Genomic DNA, 22,604 nt, shown 5'->3' with positions numbered 1-22,604 from the left:
TGGAACGCGCATTATTCATCATTTTCGCGCCGCAGCAAATGATAGTGAACCGCACCCGCCTTGCCGTGCTTCACCACCTGCCAACCGGCCAGCGCTTCGTGCGCGGCCGGCTCGAGCTCCGCGCCCGTCTCGACGTACAGCGCGCCATCCGGCGCGACGAGCGGCGCCGCCAGCGCAATCGAGCGATCGAGCACGGCCGGCTCACCGAACGGCGGATCGAGGAACACGACGTCGAACGCGCCCGGGGTCAGCCCGGCAGCGAGGCGCAGCGCGTCGGCTTCCGCGACCTCGACCGAGCGTGCACCGAGCTTGTCCTTGATCGCGCGCAGCTGCTGCGCCGCGCGCGGGTGGCGCTCGACCATCACGACGCTCGTCGCGCCGCGCGACGCGGCCTCGAATCCGAGCGCGCCGGTGCCCGCGAACAGGTCGAGGCAGCGCCGGCCTTCGAGATCCTGGCCGAGCCAGTTGAACAGCGTCTCGCGCACGCGATCGGGCGTCGGCCGCAGGCCGTCGAGATCGAGCACGGCGAGCGGCGTGCGCTTCCAGTCACCGCCGATGATGCGGATCGTGTGCGGCTTGCCGCGACCAGGGGGGGCCGTCGGGCGGCCGGAAGAGGAACGGGACATACGGAATATCGACGACGGGGGGACCGGGTGCGCGGGAGGGCGCACCGTCAAACAGGCGCACGTTACCACAGCGGCGGCACCGGCTGACGCGAGTGCGCCGCCGCACTGATAAAATGCAGGGTTTCGGCCGCCGTGCGCACGCATGACGGCCCCTCCGGCGCTCCGCCCTGGCGGCGCCCCGCCCTCTTCCCGACGTCAGACCATGTTCAGCTTCTTCAAACGATTCAAGAAAACGCAGGAGCCCGACTCCGCGGAATCGCAATCGATCGATGCGCCGCAACCGGACGAACCGTCCGACTCGCCCGCCGCCGACGCGCGCCAGGCGACCGAAGCGCCGCCAGCGCCCGCGCAACCGCAGCCGGCCGCGCCGGCTGTCGTGATGACGGTCACGCCGACCAACGACGGCAGTGACGAAGTCGTCGAAGCGGTCGAGATCGTGCCGCCGCCGACGCAGGACGCCTCCGCGAAGAAATCGTGGCTCGCGCGCCTGAAGTCGGGCCTCGCGAAGACGGGCTCGAGCATTACCGGCGTGTTCGTCAACACGAAGATCGACGAGGACCTGTACGAAGAGCTCGAAGCCGCGCTGCTGATGGCCGACGCCGGCGTCGATGCGACCGAGTACCTGCTCGGCGCGCTGCGCGAGAAGGTGCGTGCGGGCCGGCTGACCGATCCGCAGCAGGTGAAGGGCGCGCTGCACGACCTGCTCGTCGAACTGCTGAAGCCGCTCGAGAAATCGCTGATGCTCGGCCGCGCGCAGCCGCTCGTGATGATGATCACGGGCGTGAACGGCGCAGGCAAGACCACCAGCATCGGCAAGCTCGCGAAGCACCTGCAGAGCTTCGACCAGTCGGTGCTGCTGGCCGCGGGCGACACGTTCCGCGCGGCCGCGCGCGAACAACTGGCGGTCTGGGGCGAGCGCAACAACGTGACGGTCGTCCAGCAGGAAAGCGGCGACCCGGCCGCGGTGATCTTCGACGCGGTCAGCGCCGCGCGCGCGCGCAGGATCGACGTGATGATGGCCGACACGGCCGGCCGCCTGCCGACGCAGCTGCACCTGATGGAAGAGCTGAAGAAGGTGAAGCGCGTGATCTCGAAGGCACACGATGGCGCGCCGCACGAGGTGCTGCTCGTGATCGACGCGAACACGGGCCAGAACGCGCTCACGCAGGTGAAGGCATTCGACGATGCGCTCGGCCTCACGGGCCTGATCGTCACGAAGCTCGACGGCACCGCGAAGGGCGGCATTCTCGCCGCGATCGCACGGCAGCGCCCGGTGCCCGTCTACTTCATCGGCGTCGGCGAGAAGGTCGAGGATCTGCAGCCGTTCAGCGCAGTGGAATTCGCGGACGCGCTGCTCGGCTGAACGTCGCCGGCCCGCACCGCACGGGGCGCCTTCGGGCGCCCTTTTTTCATGCGCGTCCGGAAGCCGTCAGCCGGCGGCTGACAGCCGCGCGACGTCATTCGGCGTCGGGCTGTACGCCGGGCTCGGCGGCCTTGAACGCGTCGAGCGTCGACGCATGATCGGCGATCCGCTGGATCGTCGGAAAGCGCGTCGTGTCGATCGAGAAACGGTTCGCGTTGAACACCTGCGGCACGATGCAGATATCGGCGAGCGTCGGCGTGTCGCCGAAGCACAGCTTGCCGGTGCGCCGATCGTTCGCGAGGCGCGTCTCGAGCGATGCGAAACCCGCCTCGATCCAGTGCCTGTACCAGTCGTTCTTCGCTTCCTCCGACACCTTCAGCGTGTGCTTCAGGTACTTGAGCACGCGCAGGTTGTTCAGCGGATGGATCTCGCACGCGACCTGCAGCGCGATCGCCCGCACATACGCGCGGTCGACCGGCTGCTTCGGCAACAGCGCCGGTTCGGGATGCGTTTCCTCGAGATATTCGATGATCGCGAGCGACTGCTGCAGCGTGGCATCGCCGTCGATCAGCGTCGGCACGACCGCATCCGGATTCACCGCGCGGTAGGCGTCCTTCAATTGCTCGCCGCCGTCGCGCAGCATGTGCACGGGAACCGTGTCGTACGGCAGCTGCTTCAGGTTCAGGGCGATCCGCACGCGGTACGACGCGGAACTGCGGAAATAGCTGTAGAGCTTCATGGGATGTCTCTCTGGAATTCGTATTCGGCCGGCGACGGCGTCCGCGGCGCACGCGGCACCGCCGGGAACCCGAGTTTAGCGCGCCGCGCCGCGTCGGCGCGCGCAGCCGTGCCCGTGCGATACTCGGGGCATTCCTTACCGCTCACCGCGCGGCCCGATGCCGGCCGCCCGCCCCACGCCCCGATGACCGCTTCCCTCGACCCCGCAACCTCGCCGTTCCCTTGCGCCCGCTTCATCAAGGAAATCGGCCGCGGCCCGCACGGCGCACGCGCGCTGTCCGCCGAAGACACGTTCGAGCTTTATCGCGCGATGCTCGACGCGCGCGTGTCGGACCTCGAACTCGGCGCGATCCTGATCGCCTATCGTCTGAAGGGTGAAAGCGCCGACGAACTGGCCGCGATGCTCGCCGCCGCGCAGGCGTCGTTCGAACCCGTGCACGTGCAGGATGCCGCGTTCCGCCCGGTGTCGATCCCGAGCTACAACGGCGCGCGCAAGCAGCCGAACCTGGTGCCGCTGCTCGCGCTGCTGCTCGCGCGCGAAGGCGTGCCGGTGCTCGTGCACGGTGTCGAGCGCGATCCGGGCCGCGTGACGAGCGCGGAGATCTTCTCGGCGCTGTCGATCCCGCCGTCGACGTCGCACGACGCGATCGAGGACATGCTCGCGGAACGCCGCGTCGCGTTCGCGCCCATCGCCGCGCTGGCGCCGCGCATCGCGCGTCTGCTGTCGCTGCGCGGCGTGCTCGGCGTGCGCAACTCGACGCACACGCTCGTGAAGATCCTGCAGCCGTTCGCGCCGGCCGGCTTGCGGCTCGTCAACTACACGCATCCGCCGTACCGCGACAGCCTCGCGCAACTGTTCCGCGATCATCCGGACGCCGCACTCGGCGGCGCGCTGCTCGCACGCGGCACGGAAGGCGAAGCGGTGGCCGACACGCGGCGCCAGGTGCAGGTCGACTGGCTGCACGACGGCGTATGCGACACGATGATCGAGCACGAGCGCTCGTCGAGCGACGCGCCGCCCGTCGCGCTGCCCGAATCGCGCGACGCGGCAACCACGGCCGCGTGGACGGACGCCGTGTTGCGCGGCGAAATTCCGGTACCCGACGCGCTTGCGCGGCAGGTCGAGACGATCGTACGAATCGCCCGGCTCGCACCGTGACCGGCATCCCGGGCCGGCACGCCGCCGCACCGACCTTTCAACCGACCATTTGACACGCGCACGCATCCTGGCATAGAGTTGTCGCCATGCGTTCCTTTCCGAACACCCTCCGAATTACCTCCGGCCGCCTAGCGCGGTCGCTATCGCTACGACTAGCCTAAGGCTGTCTTAGCGCCGTGTGCTGTCCGCACGGCCCCTCCCTGCAGTTCCTCGCAGCACCCTTCTCGCAGTTTTTACAACCCGAAGTCGTCAGCATTCGTCCGTCTATCCGTCGGCCGATTCGCGAAGATCATCCGCATCCGCAGCGCGTTTGTCGCGCCACGGTGCGAGGCAGCGCCACCCGTCGCCCATGCCGCCCGTCTTCGCTCGCGACTTGAGACCCGAGGTCCAGAAGATGAAGCGCAACCCGCAAGACAAGTACCGTCCGTTCGAGCCCGTCCGCATCAATGGCCGCCGCTGGCCGACCCGCACCATCGAGCGTGCGCCGGTCTGGATGAGCACCGACCTGCGCGACGGCAACCAGTCGCTGATCGAACCGATGAGCATCGAACAGAAGCTGGAATTCTTCGACATGCTGGTCGCGATCGGTTTCAAGGAGATCGAAGTCGGTTTTCCGTCGGCGTCGCAAACCGACTTCGATTTCGTCCGCAAGCTGATCGACGACAAGCGCATTCCCGACGACGTGACGATCGAAGTGCTCGTGCAGTCGCGCGAAGACCTGATCGCGCGCACCTTCGACGCGCTCGAAGGCGTGCCGCGCGCGATCGTGCACTTGTACAACGCGATCTGCCCGTCGTTCCGGCGCATCGTGTTCGGGATGTCGAAGGACGACGTGAAGGCGCTCGCGGTCGAGGGCACGCGACTCATCAAGGAACACGCGGCGGCCCGCCCCGACACGCACTGGACCTACCAGTATTCGCCGGAAACCTTCAGCATGACCGAGCTGACGTTCGCGCGCGAAGTGTGCGACGCGGTCGCGCAGGCGTGGCGACCGACCCGCGATCACAAGATGATCGTCAACCTGCCGGCGACCGTCGAAGCCGCGAGCCCGAACGTGTTCGCCGACCAGATCGAGTGGATGGACCGCAACCTCGCGTATCGCGACAGCATCGTGCTGTCCGTGCATCCGCACAACGATCGCGGCACCGCGGTCGCGGCCGCGGAACTCGCGCTGCTCGCGGGCGCCGACCGCATCGAAGGCTGCCTGTTCGGCAACGGCGAGCGCACCGGCAACGTCGATCTCGTCACCCTCGCGCTGAACCTCTATACGCAGGGCATCGATCCGGGCCTCGATTTCTCCGACATCGACGCGGTGCGCCGCGTAGTCGAGCGCTGCAACCAGATTCCGGTGCATCCGCGTCATCCGTACGCGGGCGACCTCGTGTTCACCGCGTTCTCGGGCTCGCACCAGGATGCGATCCGCAAGGGCTTTGCGCAGCAGCGCCCCGACGCGGTGTGGGAAGTGCCGTATCTGCCGATCGACCCGGCCGACCTCGGTCGCAGCTATGACGCGGTCATTCGCGTGAACAGCCAGTCCGGCAAGGGCGGCGCGACGTTCCTGCTCGAACGCGGGATGGGCTTCACGCCGACGCGGCGCGTGCAGATCGAATTCAGCCACGCGGTGCAGACGCTCGCCGACACGTCCGGCGAGGAAGTGACCGGCGACGCGATCTGCGCGCTGTTCGCCCGCGAATTCTTCGAGACCGACGGCCCGGCCGCGCGCCACGGCGACGCCGCACGCTGGCAGAACCGCGACATCGCGGGCGCGCCGCCGGCCGGCGCGACACCCGAAGACGTCGTGCAACGCACGGCCGCGGCCTTCGCGACGGCGGCCGGCGCGACGATCGACGTCGCCTCGTGCGAACACGCGCGCACGACGGACGGACGAATTGCGGTATCGGTCGGCTGCCGGGTCGGCGATGCGCCACTGCGGCATGGCGTCGGCGTGCACGCCGATGCGGCGAGCGCCGCACTCGACGCGGTCGTCAGCGCGATCAACCGCTCGGCCTGGCAGTGCGCCGACCGCCGTGCGGCGGCCTGATCGGCAGATTTTCGTTTCAGGGCTCGAACGTCAGCGAGCGGTGCGTGACCGCCCGTGCGCCGCGCAATCCGCGTCGCACGGGCAATGAAATGAAAAGCGGCCCAGAAGGCCGCCTCGGTCGGGACACGAAAAGGAGCGCCACGCGCGCTCATGTCTCGGTCGCGCACCGCGTCGCCTGCCACGCCAGCAGGCGCCACTGCCCCTGCTCATGGGTATGGACGGCGGTATAGGCGATCGGAAACACCAGCCCGCCGTTGTTCGTTTCCATCTCGATCAGTGCGCGCCCGGTGACGACGCAGGTTGCGTCGCCGACGGGCAGCAGGTCCTGCGACTGGATTTCGATCTGACGATAGCGGCGGCGGCCGGCGACGATGGCGTCGATGAACTGCTGCTTGGTTTCGCGTTTGCCGTTGGTGTGCACGAAGAACACCTTGTCCGACAATTGCGCCTCGAGCGCCTCGCCGTCCCCGTCGACCATCGCCCGGAACCGATCGCGCTCGAGCGCGCGAATCGCATCGACCACCTTCGCCATCGCCTGACTCCTCGGCAACGCGCCCGCCGTGCGCGGGCGTGCGGATCAGAAGTTGTACTGCACGTAGAACTGGTGGAAATTTATACCAGGATTCGGCTCTTTGATACCCGCGTTAGACACATGTTGAAAACGGTAGCCGAGCTGATACTGTTGCCGTTCTCCGAACTGCGCGCCGACGCCGACGACGTCCACGAACTGGAACGACGTCGCCAGCGACAGTTTGTTGGAGATCGTCGGGGACGTCAGGAAGCGGATGCCGGCGCCGGCCTCGATGAACGGACGCACCTGCCCCGCGCTCTTGATGAAGCGGAACATCGGCGTCGCACCGAATTCGCCGATGCTGCCGTGAACATTGCCGCCCGTATGCCAGTAGCCGGCGTGGCCTTCCATCACGAACGCGAAGTGCCAGCCGCCGATTTCCCACCAGTTCCAGCCCGGATCCCACACGACGCCGAGATCGGCCTTGTCGATCCCGTGGCGATCGGAAAACCCGCCGCCCGCCTGGATTCCCCATCGATCCGCGAACGCGGCACCCGATCCGCCCAGCAGCGACGCCGCCAGCAACGCATGCAGCGCAAGCCGACTACGGGGCCGGCAATTCTTCTTATTGTTCATCAGACACTCCAACTTCGTGGGTTGAATGGAGCCTTGCCGCAGCGGCCGGGCCCGAGCGAACTGAATGGTATGGTAAAGGACTTTTCGAATCGGCATCGCGAAGCGAAATTGTTTGCTTCCAAAACTACAAAAATCGAAACCGTCTACTGATTACCATCAGAAACAACAACTTACGGAACTTCCACCGGCCAGTCCGGTCGCAAATTAGACTATCGACTCGACAAGTTCGATAGAGAACCGGGAACTTGGATGCCCGCACCCCCTCTAAGGAATTAGCACTCGGATTACGGGAGTGCTAAGATGGGCCCCGGAATCTCATCCGAGACCAGGGGTTTGTCCCTGATTCCAAAGGAGTTTTTTTAGTGAGCCACGCCCTGACCCTTCCGAACACCCTGAGCCCGACGCCGGCCAAGGCCGAATCGGCAGGCTCGCTGGCGCTCGCGACTCAATCGATGTTGTCGGGCCAGCTCGGCAACATCGACGCGTACATCCAGGCCGTCAACCGGATCCCGCTCCTGACTGCCGAAGAGGAACGCCAGTACGCGACCGAATTCCGCGAAGACAACAACCTCGACTCGGCACGCCGCCTCGTGCTGTCGCACCTGCGGCTCGTCGTGTCGATCGCGCGCAACTACCTCGGCTACGGCCTGCCGCACGGCGACCTGATCCAGGAAGGCAACATCGGCCTGATGAAGGCCGTGAAACGTTTCGACCCGGCGCAAAACGTGCGCCTGGTGTCGTATGCGATCCACTGGATCAAGGCCGAGATCCACGAGTACATCCTGCGCAACTGGCGGATGGTGAAGGTCGCGACGACGAAGGCCCAGCGCAAGCTGTTCTTCAACCTGCGCAGCCACAAGAAGAGCATGCAGGCGATGACGCCCGAGGAAATCGACGGCCTCGCGCAGGAGCTCAACGTCAAGCGCGAAGACGTGACCGAGATGGAGACCCGTCTGTCGGGCGGCGACATCGCGCTCGAGGGCCAAGTGGAAGACGGCGAGGAGTCGTACGCACCGATCGCCTACCTGGCCGATTCGCACAACGAGCCGACCGCCGTGCTCGCCGCGCGTCAGCGCGACATGCTGCAGACGGACGGCATCGCGCAGGCGCTCGAGGCACTCGACGCGCGCAGCCGCCGGATCATCGAGGCGCGCTGGCTGAACGTCGACGACGACGGCTCGGGCGGCTCGACGCTGCACGATCTCGCGGCCGAGTTCGGCGTATCGGCGGAACGCATCCGCCAGATCGAAGCGAGCGCCATGAAGAAGATGCGCACGGCACTCGCCGAATACGCGTAACTCCGCGATTTAGAGCGCTTTACCCAAAACCGCTGCCCACCCGGCAGCGGTTTTTTTTCGTCTATGTTTTGGCCTCGATCACCCCGTATTAATCGACCTTATTGATCGGGTATCGAGCGAATTCCGCCCCCTTCCGCATAACCTTGATCTGCATCAAGTCTCGACACGTGCTTCGCGACGGTCTGCCGCAGCGCAACACTCGGCATCGGAAAGCCGGCATTTTAAAATTGGCATGTCGGCTTAAAAGGATTAAAACAGCTTAACTGCCGTCATAAATCCGACGTAGAGTCGCCCCAAAACCCACGTAAATCGATTCAGGATAATCGCCTTGATCTCGATCAATAAAGAGCCTGCGCCGCCTCCCCCGCAGGCCGCCGGCACGCTCGGCTGGCGCGCACGCATCGCCGCGTGGGCGCGCGGGCCGACCCTCATGCGCGACATCACGCTGGTGGTGATCGTCAAGCTGATCCTCCTGATGTCGCTCAAATACGCATTCTTCAATCATCCGCAGGCCAAGCACATGTCGCTGCCGCCTGCCGTCGTCGCCGAGAAGCTGCTCTCGGTGCCGGCGCCTGCATCTACCGAGGGAGACCACCATGATAAGTAGCGAAGTCGTCGATCTGTCGCGTCTGCAGTTCGGCATCACGGCGCTCTACCACTTCCTGTTCGTGCCGCTGACGCTCGGCCTGTCCTGGCTGCTCGTCATCATGGAAGCCGTCTACGTGATGACCGGCAAACAGGTCTATAAGGACATGACCCAGTTCTGGGGCAAGTTGTTCGGGATCAACTTCGCGATGGGCGTGACGACCGGCATCACGCTCGAATTCCAGTTCGGCACGAACTGGTCGTACTACTCGCACTACGTCGGCGACATCTTCGGCGTGCCGCTCGCGGTCGAAGGCCTGATGGCGTTCTTCCTCGAATCGACGTTCGTCGGCCTGTTCTTCTTCGGCTGGAACCGCCTGTCGAAGGTCAAGCACCTGCTGGTCACGTTCCTCGTCGCGCTGGGTTCGAACCTGTCCGCGCTCTGGATCCTCGTCGCGAACGGCTGGATGAACAATCCGGTCGGCGCCGAGTTCAACTATCAGACGATGCGCATGGAGCTGACGAACCTGTTCGACGTGCTGTTCAACCCGGTCGCCCAGGTGAAGTTCGTGCACACCGTGTCGGCCGGCTACGTGACGGCCGCGATGTTCGTGCTCGGCATCTCGTCGTGGTATCTGCTGAAGAAGCGCGACACCGACTTCGCGCTGCGCTCGTTCGCGGTCGCGGCAGGCTTCGGTCTCGCGTCGACGCTCTGCGTGATCGTGCTCGGCGACGAATCGGGCTACACGACCGGCGAAGTGCAGAAGATGAAGCTCGCCGCGATCGAATCGGAATGGGAAACCCAGCCGGCACCCGCATCGTTCACGCTGATCGGCATCCCGAACCAGAAGGAAGAGCGCACCGACTACGCGATCAAGATCCCGTACGCGCTCGGCCTGATCGCGACACGCTCGATCGACGAACCGGTGATCGGCCTGCGCGAGCTCGCGAAGCACAGCGAGGAACACATCCAGAGCGGGATGGTCGCGTACGGCGCCTTGCAGAAGATCAAGGAAGGCGACAAGAGCGACGCGACCCGCGCGCTGTTCGATCAGCACAAGCAGTATCTCGGCTACGGGCTGATGCTCAAGCAGTTCACGCCGAACGTGGTCGATGCGACGCCGGAGCAGATCAAGGCCGCCGCGAAGAAGACAATCCCGCCGGTCGCGCCCGTGTTCTTCTCGTTCCGGATCATGGTGTTCCTCGGCTTCCTGTTCCTCGCGACCTTCGTCGCCGCGTTCTGGTTCTGCGCGCGCCGGCAGTTGCTGCAGGACAACCGTCGCTGGTTCCTGCGCTATGCAGTGTGGGCGATCCCGCTGCCGTGGCTCGCCGCGGAATTCGGCTGGGTCGTCGCCGAGCTCGGCCGCCAGCCGTGGACGATCGCGGGCATCCTGCCGACGCATCTGTCCGCGTCCAGCCTGACGTCGACGGACCTGTACCTGAGCCTCGCCGGTTTCATCGCGTTCTACACGGCACTGTTCGTCATCGAGATCAAGCTGATGTTCAAGTACGCGCGTCTCGGCCCGTCCTCGCTGCATACCGGCCGCTATCACCACGAGCTGGCGGCCGCCGGCGAGCACGCGTCGGCCTGAGCGCGCACCTGAAACCGAACAAGGAATCGCTATGGACTATGCAACTCTCAAGCTGATCTGGTGGCTGCTCGTCGGCGTGCTGCTGATCGGCTTCGCCGTCACCGACGGCTTCGACATGGGCGCGACCGCGCTGCTGCCGTTCCTCGGCAAGACCGACGAGGAACGCCGCATCATCGTCAACACGGTCGGCGCGACGTGGGAAGGCAACCAGGTGTGGCTGATCACGGCCGGCGGCGCGATGTTCGCCGCCTGGCCGCTCGTCTATGCCGCGTCGTTCTCCGGCTTCTACTTCGCGATGCTGCTCGTGCTGTTCGCGCTGTTCTTCCGGCCGGTCGGATTCGACTATCGCAGCAAGCGGCCCGACCCGCGCTGGCGCGCCGGCTGGGACTGGGGCCTGTTCGTCGGCGGCTTCGTGCCGGCGCTGGTGTTCGGCGTCGCGTTCGGCAACCTGCTGCAGGGCGTGCCGTTCAAGTTCGACAGCGACCTGCGCGTGACCTACTACGGCGGCTTCTGGGCGTTGCTGAACCCGTTCGCGCTGCTCTGCGGGCTCGTCAGCCTCACGATGCTCGTCGCGCACGGCGCCGCGTTCATCAAGATGAAGACCGACGGCGTGATCGCACGCCGCGCGTCGATCGCGCTGCGCGTGTCGGCGCTCCTCGCGGTCGTGCTGTTCGTGCTGGCCGGCGTGCTGATCGCGTCGACCATCGGCGGCTTCCACATCACGCACGCCGCGCCGACCGATACGGTCGCGAACCCGCTGCTCAAGGACGTCGCCGCCGGCTCGGGCCTGTGGCTCGCGAATTACGGCGAGTATCCGTGGATGATCGCGGCACCCGTCGTCGGGATCGCGGGCGGCCTGCTCGCGCTGCTGCTCGCCGGCTCGAAGCAGGAAAAGACGGCGTTCTTCTGCACCGGCCTGATGATCACCGGCGTGATCCTGACCGCGGGCTTCTCGATGTTCCCGTTCATCATGCCGTCGTCGCTCGACCCGCGCAGCAGCCTGACCGTGTGGGACTCGACGTCGAGCCACATGACGCTGCAGGTGATGCTGTTCGCGGTGATCGTGTTCCTGCCGATCGTCCTGCTCTACACGAGCTGGGTGTACCGCGTGATGCGCGGCAAGGTCACGCATCAGTCGCTCGAAGAGAACAAGCACTCGATGTATTGAACCCGGCCGGGGCGCGCACGCGCCCCTGCCCACCGTTTCGCAAGGAGTCGGATCATGTGGTATTTCAGCTGGATTCTCGGTATCGGCGTCGCGCTGTCGTTCGGCATCGTCAACGCGATGTGGCTCGAAGCGCGGCAGAAGCCGCAGGAAGCGCCGGTGCGCGCACGCCGCGGCTGATCGCACGCGGGAAGGCGGCTCGCACCGCCCCTCCCGTCCGGAACGAACCTCGCGTCATGCGAGGTTTTTTTTCGTCCGTACCATCGGCGGCCCCGCGATTCCCCGATGCCAATTTAGCGCCAGATTGATACCACTTGAATACCAATCAAAGGTTTCATAAGATCTTTGGACACGGCCGCCGACAGGCCGAATCCATCTGGTGGGGGAGACATGCGAATCCCGTGTCTGGCGCGCGCCCGCGCGCCGAGTTGCCATGCGTATGCGGCAGCGGCCGCCGTTGCGATCGTGCGCGGCCGGTCGAACCCGCTCCGCCGCGGTCGCATCGTTGCCGCGGCGATTGCCGTGCGCCGCCGATGAGCACGCATCCTCCGCCCCGCCGATCCGATCGGCACGGGTGCCCGCCTCCCGTTCCGTAACGCACGCCCCCGCGTGCCGAATGCGCGCGGTGCGGCCGCATCGCCCCGTGCGCGGGTATCTCCCGCAGCTCCATTGAAAGACCCGATCGCGGCGACGTCGCCCCCAACGACGCCGCCACGCCCACTTTTTTCTCAGGAGTTCGAATGAAGCACACCTTGCCATCCTCCGTTGCCGCCCTGTTGATCGCAGCACTGCCGCCCGTCGCGATCGGCGCGCAGCCGACGCCGACCGCCGCCGTCGCGGCTGCCGGCATCGCACAACCGGCCGCGCAAGCGGCCAGTCTCGCGACGCTTCTGTCGAACGGCCTCGCGCTGCGCGTCGCCGTCGACAACAACCACGCGGCCGCGGCCGGCGTGCCGTGCGCCGATCTCGGCGCCGACGGCGCGGCCTGCGCGACCGGCCGCCTGATCCTGCAGAACCGCGGCCACCAGACGATCGCCGACGGCGGCTGGAAGCTGTACCTGCACAGCATCCGGCGGCTGCTGCGGATCGATCGTCCGGGCTTCGCGCTGCGGCGGCTCACCGGCGACCTGTACGAGCTGACGCCGCAGCCGGGCTCGGTGCGGCTCGCGCCCGGCGAACGCATCGAACTGCCGTTCGTCGCCGAATACTGGCTGCTGCGCTACAGCGACGTGATTCCGCGCCCGTATGTCGTCGTCGACGGCGCACCGCCCGCCGTGCTCCGCTACAACGACACCGACGACGAGCTCCGCTATGTCGAATCGCTGCCTGCCGACGCGCAAAACAATTCGACCGGCAACGCGCCGCCCGTGGCGGCACGCCCCGACGCGAGCCGCGCACTGCCGAGCGTGAAACGCGAACAGCCGCTGCCCGGCACGCTCGACCTGCGCGGCGTCGAGCTCGCGCTGCCGGACCTGCCGGATGGGCAAATCGCGGCGCTGCGCGAACGTGCGACGACACTCGGGCTCGACGGCGCGCGCGTGCCGGTCCGCGGTGCCGTCGCACCGCGCCGGCTGCCGGCCGACATTGCGGTGCCGGGCGGCTACCGGCTCGCGATCGGGCCGCGCGGCGTGCTGATCGAAGGCTACGATCGCGCGGGCCTCTACTACGGCGTGCAGACGCTCTACTCGCTCGCGCCCGCCGGCGGCGGCCCGATCCCGGCGATGCTCGTCGAGGATGCGCCGCGCTTCACGCATCGCGGGATGCACGTCGACCTCGCGCGCAACTTCAAGCACCCGGCGACGCTGCGCCGCCTGATCGACCAGATGAGCGCATACAAGCTCAACCGCCTGCACCTGCATCTGTCCGACGACGAAGGCTGGCGCATCGAGATTCCCGGCCTGCCGGAGCTGACCGATATCGGCTCGCGCCGCTGTCACGACCCGAGCGAGACGCGCTGCCTGCTGCCGCAGCTCGGCTCGGGCCCCGACAACCGCTCGGGCGGCGGCTACCTGACGCGCGACGACTACGTGGCGCTCGTGCGCTACGCGGCTGCCCGCTTCGTCAGGATCATCCCCGAAATCGACATGCCCGCGCATGCGCGCGCGGCCGTCGTGACGATGGAGGCGCGCTACCGGCGGCTGCACGCGGCCGGCCGCGAGCAGGAAGCGAACGCGTACCGGCTGCTCGATCCGCAGGACACGACGAACCTGACGACGGTGCAGTTCTACGATCGGCGCAGCGACCTGAATCCGTGCGTGCCGGGCGCGCTCAATTTCGCGTCGAAGGTGATCCGCGAGATCGCGGCAATGCATGCGGACGCGCAAGCGCCGCTGCACACCTGGCACTACGGCGGCGACGAGGCGAAGAACATCTTCCTCGGCGGGGGCTTCCAGCCGCTGAACGGCAACGACCCGAACAAGGGGCGCATCGATGTCGCCGCGCAGGACAAGCCGTGGGCGCGTTCGCCCGCGTGCACGGCGCTGCTCCAGCGCGGCGAGATCAAGTCGATCGACGAGCTGCCGACGCGTTTCGCGAAACAGGTGAGCGCAGCGGTCGACGCGAACGGGATCGACACGATGGCCGCGTGGCAGGACGGCATCAAGCATGCGAACGGGCCGCAGGACTTCAGCACGCGCCACGTGATGGTGTCGCTGTGGGACACGATCTTCTGGGGCGCGTCGGACAGCGCACGCGACCTGAGCGGCAAGGGTTACCTGACGGTGCTCGCGCTGCCCGACTACCTGTACTTCGACTTCCCGTACACGCTCAACCCGCGCGAGCGCGGCTATTACTGGGGCTCGCACGCGACGGACGAGTACAAGGTGTTCTCGTTCGCGCCCGAGAACCTGCCGCAGAACGCCGAAGTGATGGGCGATCGTGACGGCAACGCATTCGAGGTGACGGGCACCGGCCCCGCGCCGCGCATCGAAGGCATGCAGGGGCAGGCGTGGGGCGAGGTGATGCGCAACGACACGTTCCTCGAATACATGGCCTATCCGCGGCTGCTCGCGCTCGCCGAACGCGCGTGGCACCGGGCCGACTGGGAGCTGCCGTATGCGGCCGGCGTGCGGTTCAAGCGCGGCGACACGCATCACGTCGACCTGGCCGCGCTGCAGCGCGACTGGGCTGGCTTCGCGACGCTGCTCACGCAGCGCGAATTGCCGAAGCTCGACCGGGCCGGCATCGGCTACCGGAAGCCGACCTTCACGCTGACGAACCCGTGAACGATTGAGCGGTTGCCGATCCACGCAAGCGGTGCGCGATGCGGACGATTGCATCGCGCCCACGCCCCGCCAAAGCAAAACGGCTTGCGACGTATCGCAAGCCGTTTTCGTTTTACCGGCCGGCGGCCCGAACCCGCCACGCGGATCGGGCCCACCTCATCGCATCGTGCCGGATCAGGCCGGTTGCGGTGCCGCCCCGCCGCCCGTCGACGTCAGGCGCGCGCCGAGCTGTTCCGCGTAACGTGCCGCCGCGTTGCCGCAGACGATGTGGAACGTGTCCGGCGACACCCATGCGACGTCGAGCGCGCCGAGTCGATCGCGATCGACCGCCGATGCGTCACGCACGACGACGCGCAGGCGCGTGGTCGCGATCGCGTCGAGCGAAGCGACGTTGGTCGCCCCGCCGAACACCGCGAGCCAGCGCAGCGGATCGGGATCGAGCGGACCGGCGGCCGCGCCCGTGACCGGCTGAGCCGCAGCGGCCGTGGCCGTGGTCGTCACGGCGGCGCCGGTCGCGCCGCTGCCGATCGCCGAGCGCATCTCGTCGGCAATGATGTCGGCCTCGGGCCCGATGATCACCTGCACGCTGTTGCCGCCGCGCTTGAGCACGCCGCGCGCGCCGATCGACTTCAGTTCCGGCTCCGACACCTTCTCCGGATCGACGACGGTCAGGCGCAGGCGCGTCGTGCATGCGTCGACGACCGTCAGGTTGCCTGCACCGCCGAGCGCGGCGATGTAGCGTTGCGCACGCGGTGCTGCCGCGGCGGCGCCGGCCGCCGGCGCGACGAAGCCGCCCGATGCGTACGACTCGGCCGCCGCATCGGCCGAGGCCGGCTCGCGGCCCGGCGTCGCCATGTTGAACTTGCGGATGAAGAAGCGGAACAGTCCGTAATACGCGACGCCGTATGCGATACCGAGCGGCACCGCGATCCAGCCCTTCGTCGACAGCCCGTAGTTCAGCACGTAGTCGATCGCGCCGGCCGAGAACGTGAAGCCGAGCTTCACGCCGAGGATCTGGCAGACCGCGAGCGACAGCCCCGTGAGCACCGCGTGGATCACGTACAGCACCGGTGCGAGGAACATGAAGCTGAATTCGATCGGCTCGGTCACCCCGGTCAGGAACGACGTGAGCGCCATCGAGAACAGCAGGCCGCCGACCATCGCGCGGCGCTCCTTCGGCGCTTCATGCAGCATCGCGAGACACGCGGCCGGCAGGCCGAACATCATGATCGGGAAGAAGCCGGCCATGAAGGTGCCCGCGGTCGGATCGCCCGCGAAGAAGCGGTGCAGGTCGCCGTGCACGAGCTCGCCGCCGGCCGGCGGCGTGAAGTTGCCGAACACGAACCACGCGAGCGAGTTGATGATGTGGTGCAGGCCCGTGACGAGCAGCAGGCGGTTCAGGAAGCCGAACACGAACGCACCGATCGCGCCCGCCGTCGTCAGCCACTGGCCGGCCGCGTCGATCGCATGCTGGATCGGCTGCCACACGTACCCGAACGCGATGCCGAGCACCACGCACACCAGCCCCGTGATGATCGGCACGAACCGCTTGCCGCCGAAGAACGCAAGGTAGTCCGGCAGCTTGATGTCCTTGTAGCGGTTGTACAGCAAGCCCGCGACCACGCCCGCGATGATCCCGGACAGCACGCCCATGTTCAGCTTGGGATCGATATCCTTCATGATCGCGGTTTCGATCAGGTAACCGATCGCGCCCGCGAGCGCCGCCACGCCGTTGTTGTCCTTCGCGAAACCGACCGCCACGCCGATCGCGAACAGCAGCGGCAGGTTGTCGAAGATCGCGCCGCCGGCGTCGGCGATCATCTTGATGTTGAACACGTCCGGCTGTCCGAGCCGCAGCAGGATGCCGGCGACCGGCAACACCGCGATCGGCAGCATCAGCGCTCGACCCAGGCCCTGTATCTTCAGAAACGGATTCCCGTCCATTCAGTCCTCCAATCCATGTCTCGTCATTAATCGTCGTTGACCTAATTGCTTGCGTGGTGAAACGCTCGCGCGCCCGCCGTCGACGTTCAGTCGAGCGGCCAGACCTCGCGGCTTGCTGCCCTTACCGCCTGTGCCGAGTCGAGTGCGAGCAGATCCTGTGCACGCTGGCGACACAGCTGGTAATCGAGACGGCGCACGCGCGCCTTGATGCCCGGCACCGACACCGGGTCGACCGACAGTTCGGTCACGCCGAGGCCGACGAGGATCGGCACCGCGAGCGGATCGCCGCCGAGCGCGCCGCACACGCCGACCCACTTGCCGTGCTTCGCCGCGCCGCGCACCGCGATGTCGATCAGGCGCAGCACGGCCGGATGCAGGCCGTCGGACTGCGCGGCCAGATCGGCCTGGCAGCGGTCCATCGCGAGCGTGTACTGCGTCAGGTCGTTGGTGCCGATCGACAGGAAATCCGCGTGCTGCGCGAGCTGGTCGGCGAGCAGTGCCGCCGACGGCACCTCGATCATCACGCCGACCTCGATCGGCTCGGCACGGCCCTGCGCACGCGCGAATTCGTCGATACGCTTGCGCAGCCGCACGAGCTCGCCCGCATCCGTCACCATCGGCAGCAGGATCCGCACCGCGCCGAACGGCTTCACCGCGAGCAGGCCCTGCAGCTGATCGTCGAGCAGATCGGGGCGCACCTGCGCGAGGCGAATGCCGCGCAGGCCGAGCGCCGGGTTCGGTTCGGGGGGCAGCGTGAGGTAGTCGACTTCCTTGTCGGCGCCGACGTCGAGCGTGCGGATGATCGCGGTGCGGCCCTGCAGCGCGTCGACGATCGACTGGTAGCTCTGCTGGTGCTCGACGACGCTCGGCGCGGCCTGGCGATGGATGAACATCAGTTCGGTGCGCAGCAGGCCGACCGCGTCCGCGCCGTTGTCGACCGCGGTGTTCGCGTCGTCGAGCGTCGCGATGTTCGCGGCGACCTCGATGGCGCGGCCGTCGATGGTCGCGGCGGCAGCGCCGGCCTGTTGCCGGTTCGCTTCGCGCACGCCGTCCAGGCGCTGGCGTTCGTGGCGTGCGCGTTCGACGTCGAGCGCGGTCGGCGCGTGTTCGAGACGGCCCGCGCTCGCATCGACGACGACCTGCGTGCCGTCCGGAATCGCGTACAGCGCGTCGCCGACCGCGACGAGCGCCGGAATGCCGAGCTGACGCGCGATGATCGCCGCATGCGACGTCGCGCCGCCGCGCGCCATCACGAGCGCGGTCACGCGCTGGCGATCGAGCGACGACAGGTCCGACGGCGTGAATTCCTCGGCGGCGAGCACGGCCTCGTCGGGCAGCGTGCGCGTCGCGCCGCTCGTGTGGCCGAGCGCGCGCAGCACGCGCTTCTCGATGTCGCGGAGGTCGGCCGCGCGCTCGGCGAGCAGCGCGTCGTCGAGCTTCGACAGCGTATCGATCTGCGCGCGGATCGTCGCGCGCCACGCAAAGCCCGCGCTCTTGCCGAGGCTGATCTGGTCGCGCGCCGCGTCGACCAGCGTCGGGTCCTCGAGCAGCACGCGATGCACCGCGAAGATTCCCGCCTCGCCGACCGCGCCGCGCGCCGATGCGTTGCGCACCGTTTCGTCGAGTTCGGCATCGACCGCCGTCAGCGCCTGGTCGAGCCGGCGGCTTTCCGACGCGGGCGTGCCGGTCGCCTGTTCGGGCGGCACGATGTCCGCATCGTCGAGACGCACCAGCGTGCCGACCGCGATGCCGGGCGCGGCGCACACGCCCGCGAGCGTGTTCGGATCGAGTGTTGCGCCGGTGTTGCGCACGATCGGCTGCGGTGCGGGCGACTTGAGCCGCGCCGGCCGTTCCTCGACCTCGCCGTGCGCTTCGCGCAGCAACTCACGCTCGACCGCTTCGACGGCTTCCCGCGCGTGCGCCCCGCGGCCGACCAGTTCGATCGTCGCGCCTTCGCCGGCGCCGAGGCCGAGCAGGCCGACCACGCTTGCGATCGGCGCCTTGCGGCCGTCGAAAAGCACGTCGACATGTGCGTCGAGCCCGCGCGCGGCTTCGCGCGCCCGCGCGGCCGGGCGCGCATGCAGGCCGCCGGGCTGCGTCAGCACGACCGCGCGGCGCACTTCGTTCATCGCCGCCGCGCCGGCCTGCGCCGCCTGCGCGGCGGCTTCGCCCTTGCCGCGCAGCGTCAGCAACTGCGTCTCGCCGGCCGTCGCGAAACCGCTCGCGCGCTCGACGACGTCGAACGCGTCGGAGTTCGCAATGGCGATCACCGAAACCAGCGAATGCGCGCTGCGCGCGACCGCGTCCTGGTCGAACTCGATCAACAGGTCGCCCGCCGCGACACGCGCGCCGGCTTCGACGCGCGCGGTGAAGCCCTGCCCGTTCAGCTCGACGGTGTCGATGCCGATGTGCAGCAGCACTTCCGCGCCCTGCGGCGTCGTGATCGTCACCGCATGGCCGGTGCGCGCGAGATGCGACACGATGCCGGCGCACGGCGCGACGAGCCGGCCCGCGAGCGGATCGATGCCGATGCCGTCGCCGAACATCCCGCCGGAGAACACCGGATCGGGCACGTCGGCCAACGCGACGATCGGCCCGGTCAGCGGGGCAAGCAGGACGATCTGATCATGGGTGGAACTCTTCAACTGGGACTCCTCGGCGCGTCTCATCGGCTGTCTCGGCTATCAGTGCGTTTCGGTGACTTTGTTCAGGTGGCGCGGCGTGTCGGGATTGCGGCCGCGCGCGACGGCGAGATCCGCCGCCATCACGTAGAACGAAAGAATGGCGGCGATCGGGTCGAGCGCCGAATGGGCGGACTGCGCGAGCGGCAAGGTCGCGCCGGGCGTGCCGGCGGGCGCCGCGAGCAGCACGGCCGCGCCGCGTGCGCGCATGTCCTGCGCGAGCTGCAGCAGCCCGGCCTGCTCCGGGCCCGGCGGCGCGAACACGAGCAGCGGATAGTCGCGGTCGATCAGCTCCATCGGGCCGTGACGGACTTCGGCGCTCGAGAACGCCTCGGCCTGGATGCCGGAGGTTTCCTTCAGTTTCAGTGCGGCTTCCTGCGCGATCGCAAGACCGAGGCCGCGGCCGATCACGATCATCCGCTCGATGCCCGCGAGCGCGGCGACGGCCGGCGACCAGTCGAGCCGGCCCGCCTGCGCGAGCACGTCGGGCAGGCCGCGCAGTGCCGTGATCAGCGCGGCGTCGCGCTGCCAGTACGCGACGATCTGCGCGGACAGCGACAGCATCGCGATGTAGCTCTTGGTCGCGGCGACCGACAGTTCGGGGCCGGCCAGCAGCGGCAGCTGGTGCTCGCACGCGTCGGCGAGCGGCGACGGCAGCACGTTGACGGCGGCGACGGTGCGCGCGCCGGCTTCGCGCAGCGCGGCCATCGTGTTGACGAGGTCGGGGCTCTTGCCCGACTGGGAGAATGCCAGCGCGAGCTGGTCCTGCACCTTCAGCGGCGCCTGCTGCAGCGTCGCGACCGACATCGGCAGCGACGCGACGGGCACGCCGAGGCGGCTCATCGTCAGGCTCGCGAAATAGCTGGCGGCGTGATCCGAGCTGCCGCGCGCGACCGTCAGCGCGACGGCCGGCGGGTGATCGAGGAGTTGGCCGGCGAGCGCTTCGACGCGCGTGGTGTCGGCGAGTTGCGCGGCGACGACCTGGGCGGACTCGCGCGCTTCCTTAAGCATATTCGACAATCGATTCTCCTTCGACGTAGGTCGCGGTGAGGTTCAGGTCGCGATCGAACACGGCGAGGTCGGCCCATGCGCCTCGCTCGAGGCGGCCGCGATCGGTGACGCCGAGGTAGTCGGCCGCATAGCGCGACATCCGGTTCGACACGTCGGCGATCGGCAGGCCGAGCGACACGAGGTTGCGCAGCGCCTGGTCCATCGTCAGCGTGCTGCCGGCGAGCGTGCCGTCGGCGAGCCGCACGCCGCCGAGGCACTTCGTCACGTGCTGGCTGCCGAGCCGGTATTCGCCGTCGGGCATGCCGGTGGCGGACGTGCTGTCGGTCACGACGTACAGGCGCGGGATCGCGCGCAGCGCCGCACGAATCGCGCCCGGATGCACGTGCAGCAGGTCGGGGATGATTTCCGCGTATTCGGCATGCGCGAGTGCGGCGCCGACGAGGCCCGGGTTGCGGTGATGCAGCGGCGACATCGCGTTGAACAGGTGCGTGAAGCCGCATGCGCCGTGCTTGAGCGCGGCGACGGCGTCGTCGTAGGTCGCGAGCGAGTGGCCGAGCTGCACGCGCACGCCGCGCGCGGCCATCTCGCCGATGATCTCGATGTGACCGGCGATTTCCGGCGCGAGCGTGACGACCCGGATCGGCGCGATCGACAGGTACTTCAGCACTTCGTCGAGCACGGCCGACACGGCCGCGTCCGGCTGCGCGCCGAGCTTGCCGGGGTTGATGTACGGCCCTTCGAGATGCACGCCGAGCACGCGCGCGCCGCCGGGCGTGCGGGTGCGCGCGACGGTGCCGAGATTCGCGACGACCTGCATCAGTTCGTCGCGCGGCGCGGTCATCGTCGTCGCGAGCAGGCTCGTCGTGCCGAACTGCGCGTGCGTGCGCGCGATCGTCTCGATCGCGTCGCCGCCTTCCATCACGTCGGCGCCGCCGCCGCCGTGCACGTGCAGGTCGATGAAGCCGGGCAGGATGTACGGCGCGTCGTTCTTCGCGGGATCGGCGGGCGTGCCGTCGAGCGTGGTGATGCGGCCGTTCTCGCTGTCGAGCGAGCCGAGAATCCAGCCGTCGGGGGTGAGGATGTTTCCAGTCAGCATGACGTTTCTCTTGATGATCTGGTGACGCGGACATCCGCGTCGCGATTTGCAAATCCGTTGTGCTTCGTTGCGCTCCGCCGCGCGTGGCGCACGGGCAGTCTCGCGCGTCAGCGTTTCAGTTCGGCGACGAAGTCGTAATAGTCGTCGCGGCAATACGTTTCGGACACTTCGATCGCCCGCTGGTCGACACCGTAGCCGATGCGCGTGATCACGAGCAGGGCCGAGCCCGGCTTCACTGACATCCACTTCGCGATCTCGTGCGTCGCGTTCGCCGCGCGAAAGTGCTGCAGCGCGCGCACGACGGTCATCCCGCGTGCGTCGAGGTATTCGTACAGCGACGCGCCGAGCGCCTGCGGATCGGGCACCACAGCGGCCGGCAGCGTCGAATGCTCGACGGCCATCACGATGCCGTCCGCGCGGCGCAGCCGCTCGAGCCGCGCGACCGTCGCGCCGGGCGCGAGGCCGAGACGCGTGATCTCGTCGCGGCTCGCGGTGCGCAGCGTGCGCGACAGCCACACCGAATCGGGCACGAAACCGCGCTGCTGCATCTTCGCGGTGAAGCCGACGAGACGCGACAGCGGATCGGCAACGCGCGGCGTGATGAAGCTGCCCGCCCCGCGCGCCCGCTTGATCAGCCCCTGCTCGACCAGCAGCGCGAGCGCACGGCGGGCCGTGATCCGCGACACGCCGACCGAACCCGACAGCAGCCGCTCCGACGGCAGCGCCTCGCCGGCCCGCCACGCGCCGGCGTGAATCGCGCTCGCCAGGTTGCGGGCGAGCTGCAGATACAGCGGCGTGTCGTCGAGGGGATCGGGCGCCAGTTCGGACCAGCCGGTTTCCATGTGCCTCCGGGTGTCGGACGACGATCTCGGACCGTCGAAAGTGAACGCATTATATAACCACCATAATACCAGTCAACGAACTGGTATTAGCG

Annotated in this window: 18 protein-coding genes; 9 read left to right on the top strand and 9 right to left on the bottom strand. The window is 67.9% G+C overall.

Annotated features, from left to right (window positions below):
* Window positions 1-11: 11 nt before the first annotated feature.
* Window positions 12-626, bottom strand: coding sequence for a 16S rRNA (guanine(966)-N(2))-methyltransferase RsmD (rsmD, locus tag WS46_RS19310; RefSeq protein WP_059691456.1), 615 nt, complete (start codon window positions 624-626; stop codon window positions 12-14).
* 202 nt (window positions 627-828) lie between these two features.
* Between rsmD and ftsY the strand changes: the two genes are divergently transcribed.
* Window positions 829-1,989: a signal recognition particle-docking protein FtsY gene (ftsY, locus tag WS46_RS19305; protein ID WP_059691455.1), complete on the top strand. Its 1,161-nt coding sequence runs from the start codon at window positions 829-831 to the stop codon at window positions 1,987-1,989.
* A gap of 94 nt (window positions 1,990-2,083) precedes the next feature.
* Here the strand turns inward: ftsY and maiA are convergent, their stop codons facing one another.
* Window positions 2,084-2,728 carry a maleylacetoacetate isomerase gene (gene maiA, locus WS46_RS19300; RefSeq protein ID WP_059691454.1) on the bottom strand — a complete coding sequence of 215 codons (645 nt, stop codon included), beginning with the start codon at window positions 2,726-2,728 and terminating at the stop codon, window positions 2,084-2,086.
* A gap of 183 nt (window positions 2,729-2,911) precedes the next feature.
* On the opposite strand from maiA, the gene ybiB reads away from it, so the two are divergent.
* Both ybiB and leuA read left to right on the top strand, forming a co-directional pair.
* Window positions 2,912-3,886 (top strand): DNA-binding protein YbiB, encoded by a 975-nt coding sequence (ybiB, locus tag WS46_RS19295; protein WP_059691473.1) that lies wholly within the window; start codon window positions 2,912-2,914, stop codon window positions 3,884-3,886.
* 394 nt (window positions 3,887-4,280) lie between these two features.
* Window positions 4,281-5,927, top strand: a complete 1,647-nt coding sequence (gene leuA, locus WS46_RS19290) for a 2-isopropylmalate synthase (protein WP_059691453.1) — start codon at window positions 4,281-4,283, stop codon at window positions 5,925-5,927.
* A gap of 148 nt (window positions 5,928-6,075) precedes the next feature.
* On the opposite strand, the gene WS46_RS19285 is transcribed toward leuA, so the two are convergent.
* Complete coding sequence (locus WS46_RS19285) at window positions 6,076-6,459, bottom strand: nuclear transport factor 2 family protein (RefSeq protein ID WP_059526129.1); 384 nt, start codon at window positions 6,457-6,459, stop codon at window positions 6,076-6,078.
* A 45-nt stretch (window positions 6,460-6,504) separates the two neighbouring features.
* The gene (locus WS46_RS19280) at window positions 6,505-7,074 is read right to left on the bottom strand and encodes an acyloxyacyl hydrolase (RefSeq protein WP_059526132.1); all 570 of its coding nucleotides are present in this window, start codon (window positions 7,072-7,074) and stop codon (window positions 6,505-6,507) included.
* A gap of 362 nt (window positions 7,075-7,436) precedes the next feature.
* Here WS46_RS19280 and rpoH point away from each other — a divergent pair, with 362 nt between their 5' ends.
* From rpoH to WS46_RS19250, 6 genes are all read left to right on the top strand, one after another.
* Window positions 7,437-8,372 (top strand): RNA polymerase sigma factor RpoH, encoded by a 936-nt coding sequence (gene rpoH / locus WS46_RS19275; protein ID WP_059691452.1) that lies wholly within the window; start codon window positions 7,437-7,439, stop codon window positions 8,370-8,372.
* 328 nt (window positions 8,373-8,700) lie between these two features.
* Window positions 8,701-8,979, top strand: coding sequence for a cytochrome oxidase putative small subunit CydP (gene cydP, locus WS46_RS19270; protein ID WP_059526138.1), 279 nt, complete (start codon window positions 8,701-8,703; stop codon window positions 8,977-8,979).
* A complete protein-coding gene (locus WS46_RS19265; RefSeq protein WP_059691451.1) occupies window positions 8,969-10,549 on the top strand; it encodes a cytochrome ubiquinol oxidase subunit I in 1,581 nt (526 codons plus the stop codon). The genes cydP and WS46_RS19265 overlap by 11 nt, the downstream gene beginning before the upstream one ends.
* 31 nt (window positions 10,550-10,580) lie before the next feature.
* The gene (gene cydB / locus WS46_RS19260) at window positions 10,581-11,717 is read left to right on the top strand and encodes a cytochrome d ubiquinol oxidase subunit II (RefSeq protein ID WP_059526145.1); all 1,137 of its coding nucleotides are present in this window, start codon (window positions 10,581-10,583) and stop codon (window positions 11,715-11,717) included.
* A 54-nt stretch (window positions 11,718-11,771) separates the two neighbouring features.
* Window positions 11,772-11,894 carry a cytochrome bd-I oxidase subunit CydX gene (gene cydX, locus WS46_RS19255; RefSeq protein ID WP_059526148.1) on the top strand — a complete coding sequence of 41 codons (123 nt, stop codon included), beginning with the start codon at window positions 11,772-11,774 and terminating at the stop codon, window positions 11,892-11,894.
* Window positions 11,895-12,454: 560 nt separating this feature from the next.
* Window positions 12,455-14,938, top strand: coding sequence for a family 20 glycosylhydrolase (locus WS46_RS19250; protein ID WP_059691450.1), 2,484 nt, complete (start codon window positions 12,455-12,457; stop codon window positions 14,936-14,938).
* 174 nt (window positions 14,939-15,112) lie between these two features.
* On the opposite strand, the gene nagE is transcribed toward WS46_RS19250, so the two are convergent.
* The 5 genes from nagE to WS46_RS19225 all read right to left on the bottom strand — a co-directional run bounded on the left by nagE (window position 15,113) and on the right by WS46_RS19225 (window position 22,512).
* Window positions 15,113-16,882, bottom strand: a complete 1,770-nt coding sequence (gene nagE, locus WS46_RS19245; protein WP_059691449.1) for an N-acetylglucosamine-specific PTS transporter subunit IIBC — start codon at window positions 16,880-16,882, stop codon at window positions 15,113-15,115.
* An 86-nt stretch (window positions 16,883-16,968) separates the two neighbouring features.
* On the bottom strand, window positions 16,969-19,551 hold the full coding sequence (gene ptsP, locus WS46_RS19240) for a phosphoenolpyruvate--protein phosphotransferase (RefSeq protein ID WP_059691448.1): 2,583 nt from the start codon (window positions 19,549-19,551) through the stop codon (window positions 16,969-16,971).
* Between the two features lie 15 nt (window positions 19,552-19,566).
* Window positions 19,567-20,574 carry an SIS domain-containing protein gene (locus WS46_RS19235; RefSeq protein WP_059526163.1) on the bottom strand — a complete coding sequence of 336 codons (1,008 nt, stop codon included), beginning with the start codon at window positions 20,572-20,574 and terminating at the stop codon, window positions 19,567-19,569.
* Window positions 20,567-21,670 carry an N-acetylglucosamine-6-phosphate deacetylase gene (gene nagA, locus WS46_RS19230; RefSeq protein ID WP_059691447.1) on the bottom strand — a complete coding sequence of 368 codons (1,104 nt, stop codon included), beginning with the start codon at window positions 21,668-21,670 and terminating at the stop codon, window positions 20,567-20,569. Before nagA ends, WS46_RS19235 begins: the two co-directional genes overlap by 8 nt.
* A 107-nt stretch (window positions 21,671-21,777) precedes the next feature.
* Window positions 21,778-22,512 carry a GntR family transcriptional regulator gene (locus WS46_RS19225; protein ID WP_059526168.1) on the bottom strand — a complete coding sequence of 245 codons (735 nt, stop codon included), beginning with the start codon at window positions 22,510-22,512 and terminating at the stop codon, window positions 21,778-21,780.
* Window positions 22,513-22,604: the final 92 nt, after the last annotated feature.

It is taken from the genome of Burkholderia sp. RF4-BP95, from assembly GCF_001521985.1.
Lineage (GTDB): Bacteria > Pseudomonadota > Gammaproteobacteria > Burkholderiales > Burkholderiaceae > Burkholderia > Burkholderia diffusa.
The sequence above is the reverse complement of the archived record's forward strand: the minus strand, read 5'-3'. Positions and strand labels throughout refer to the sequence as shown.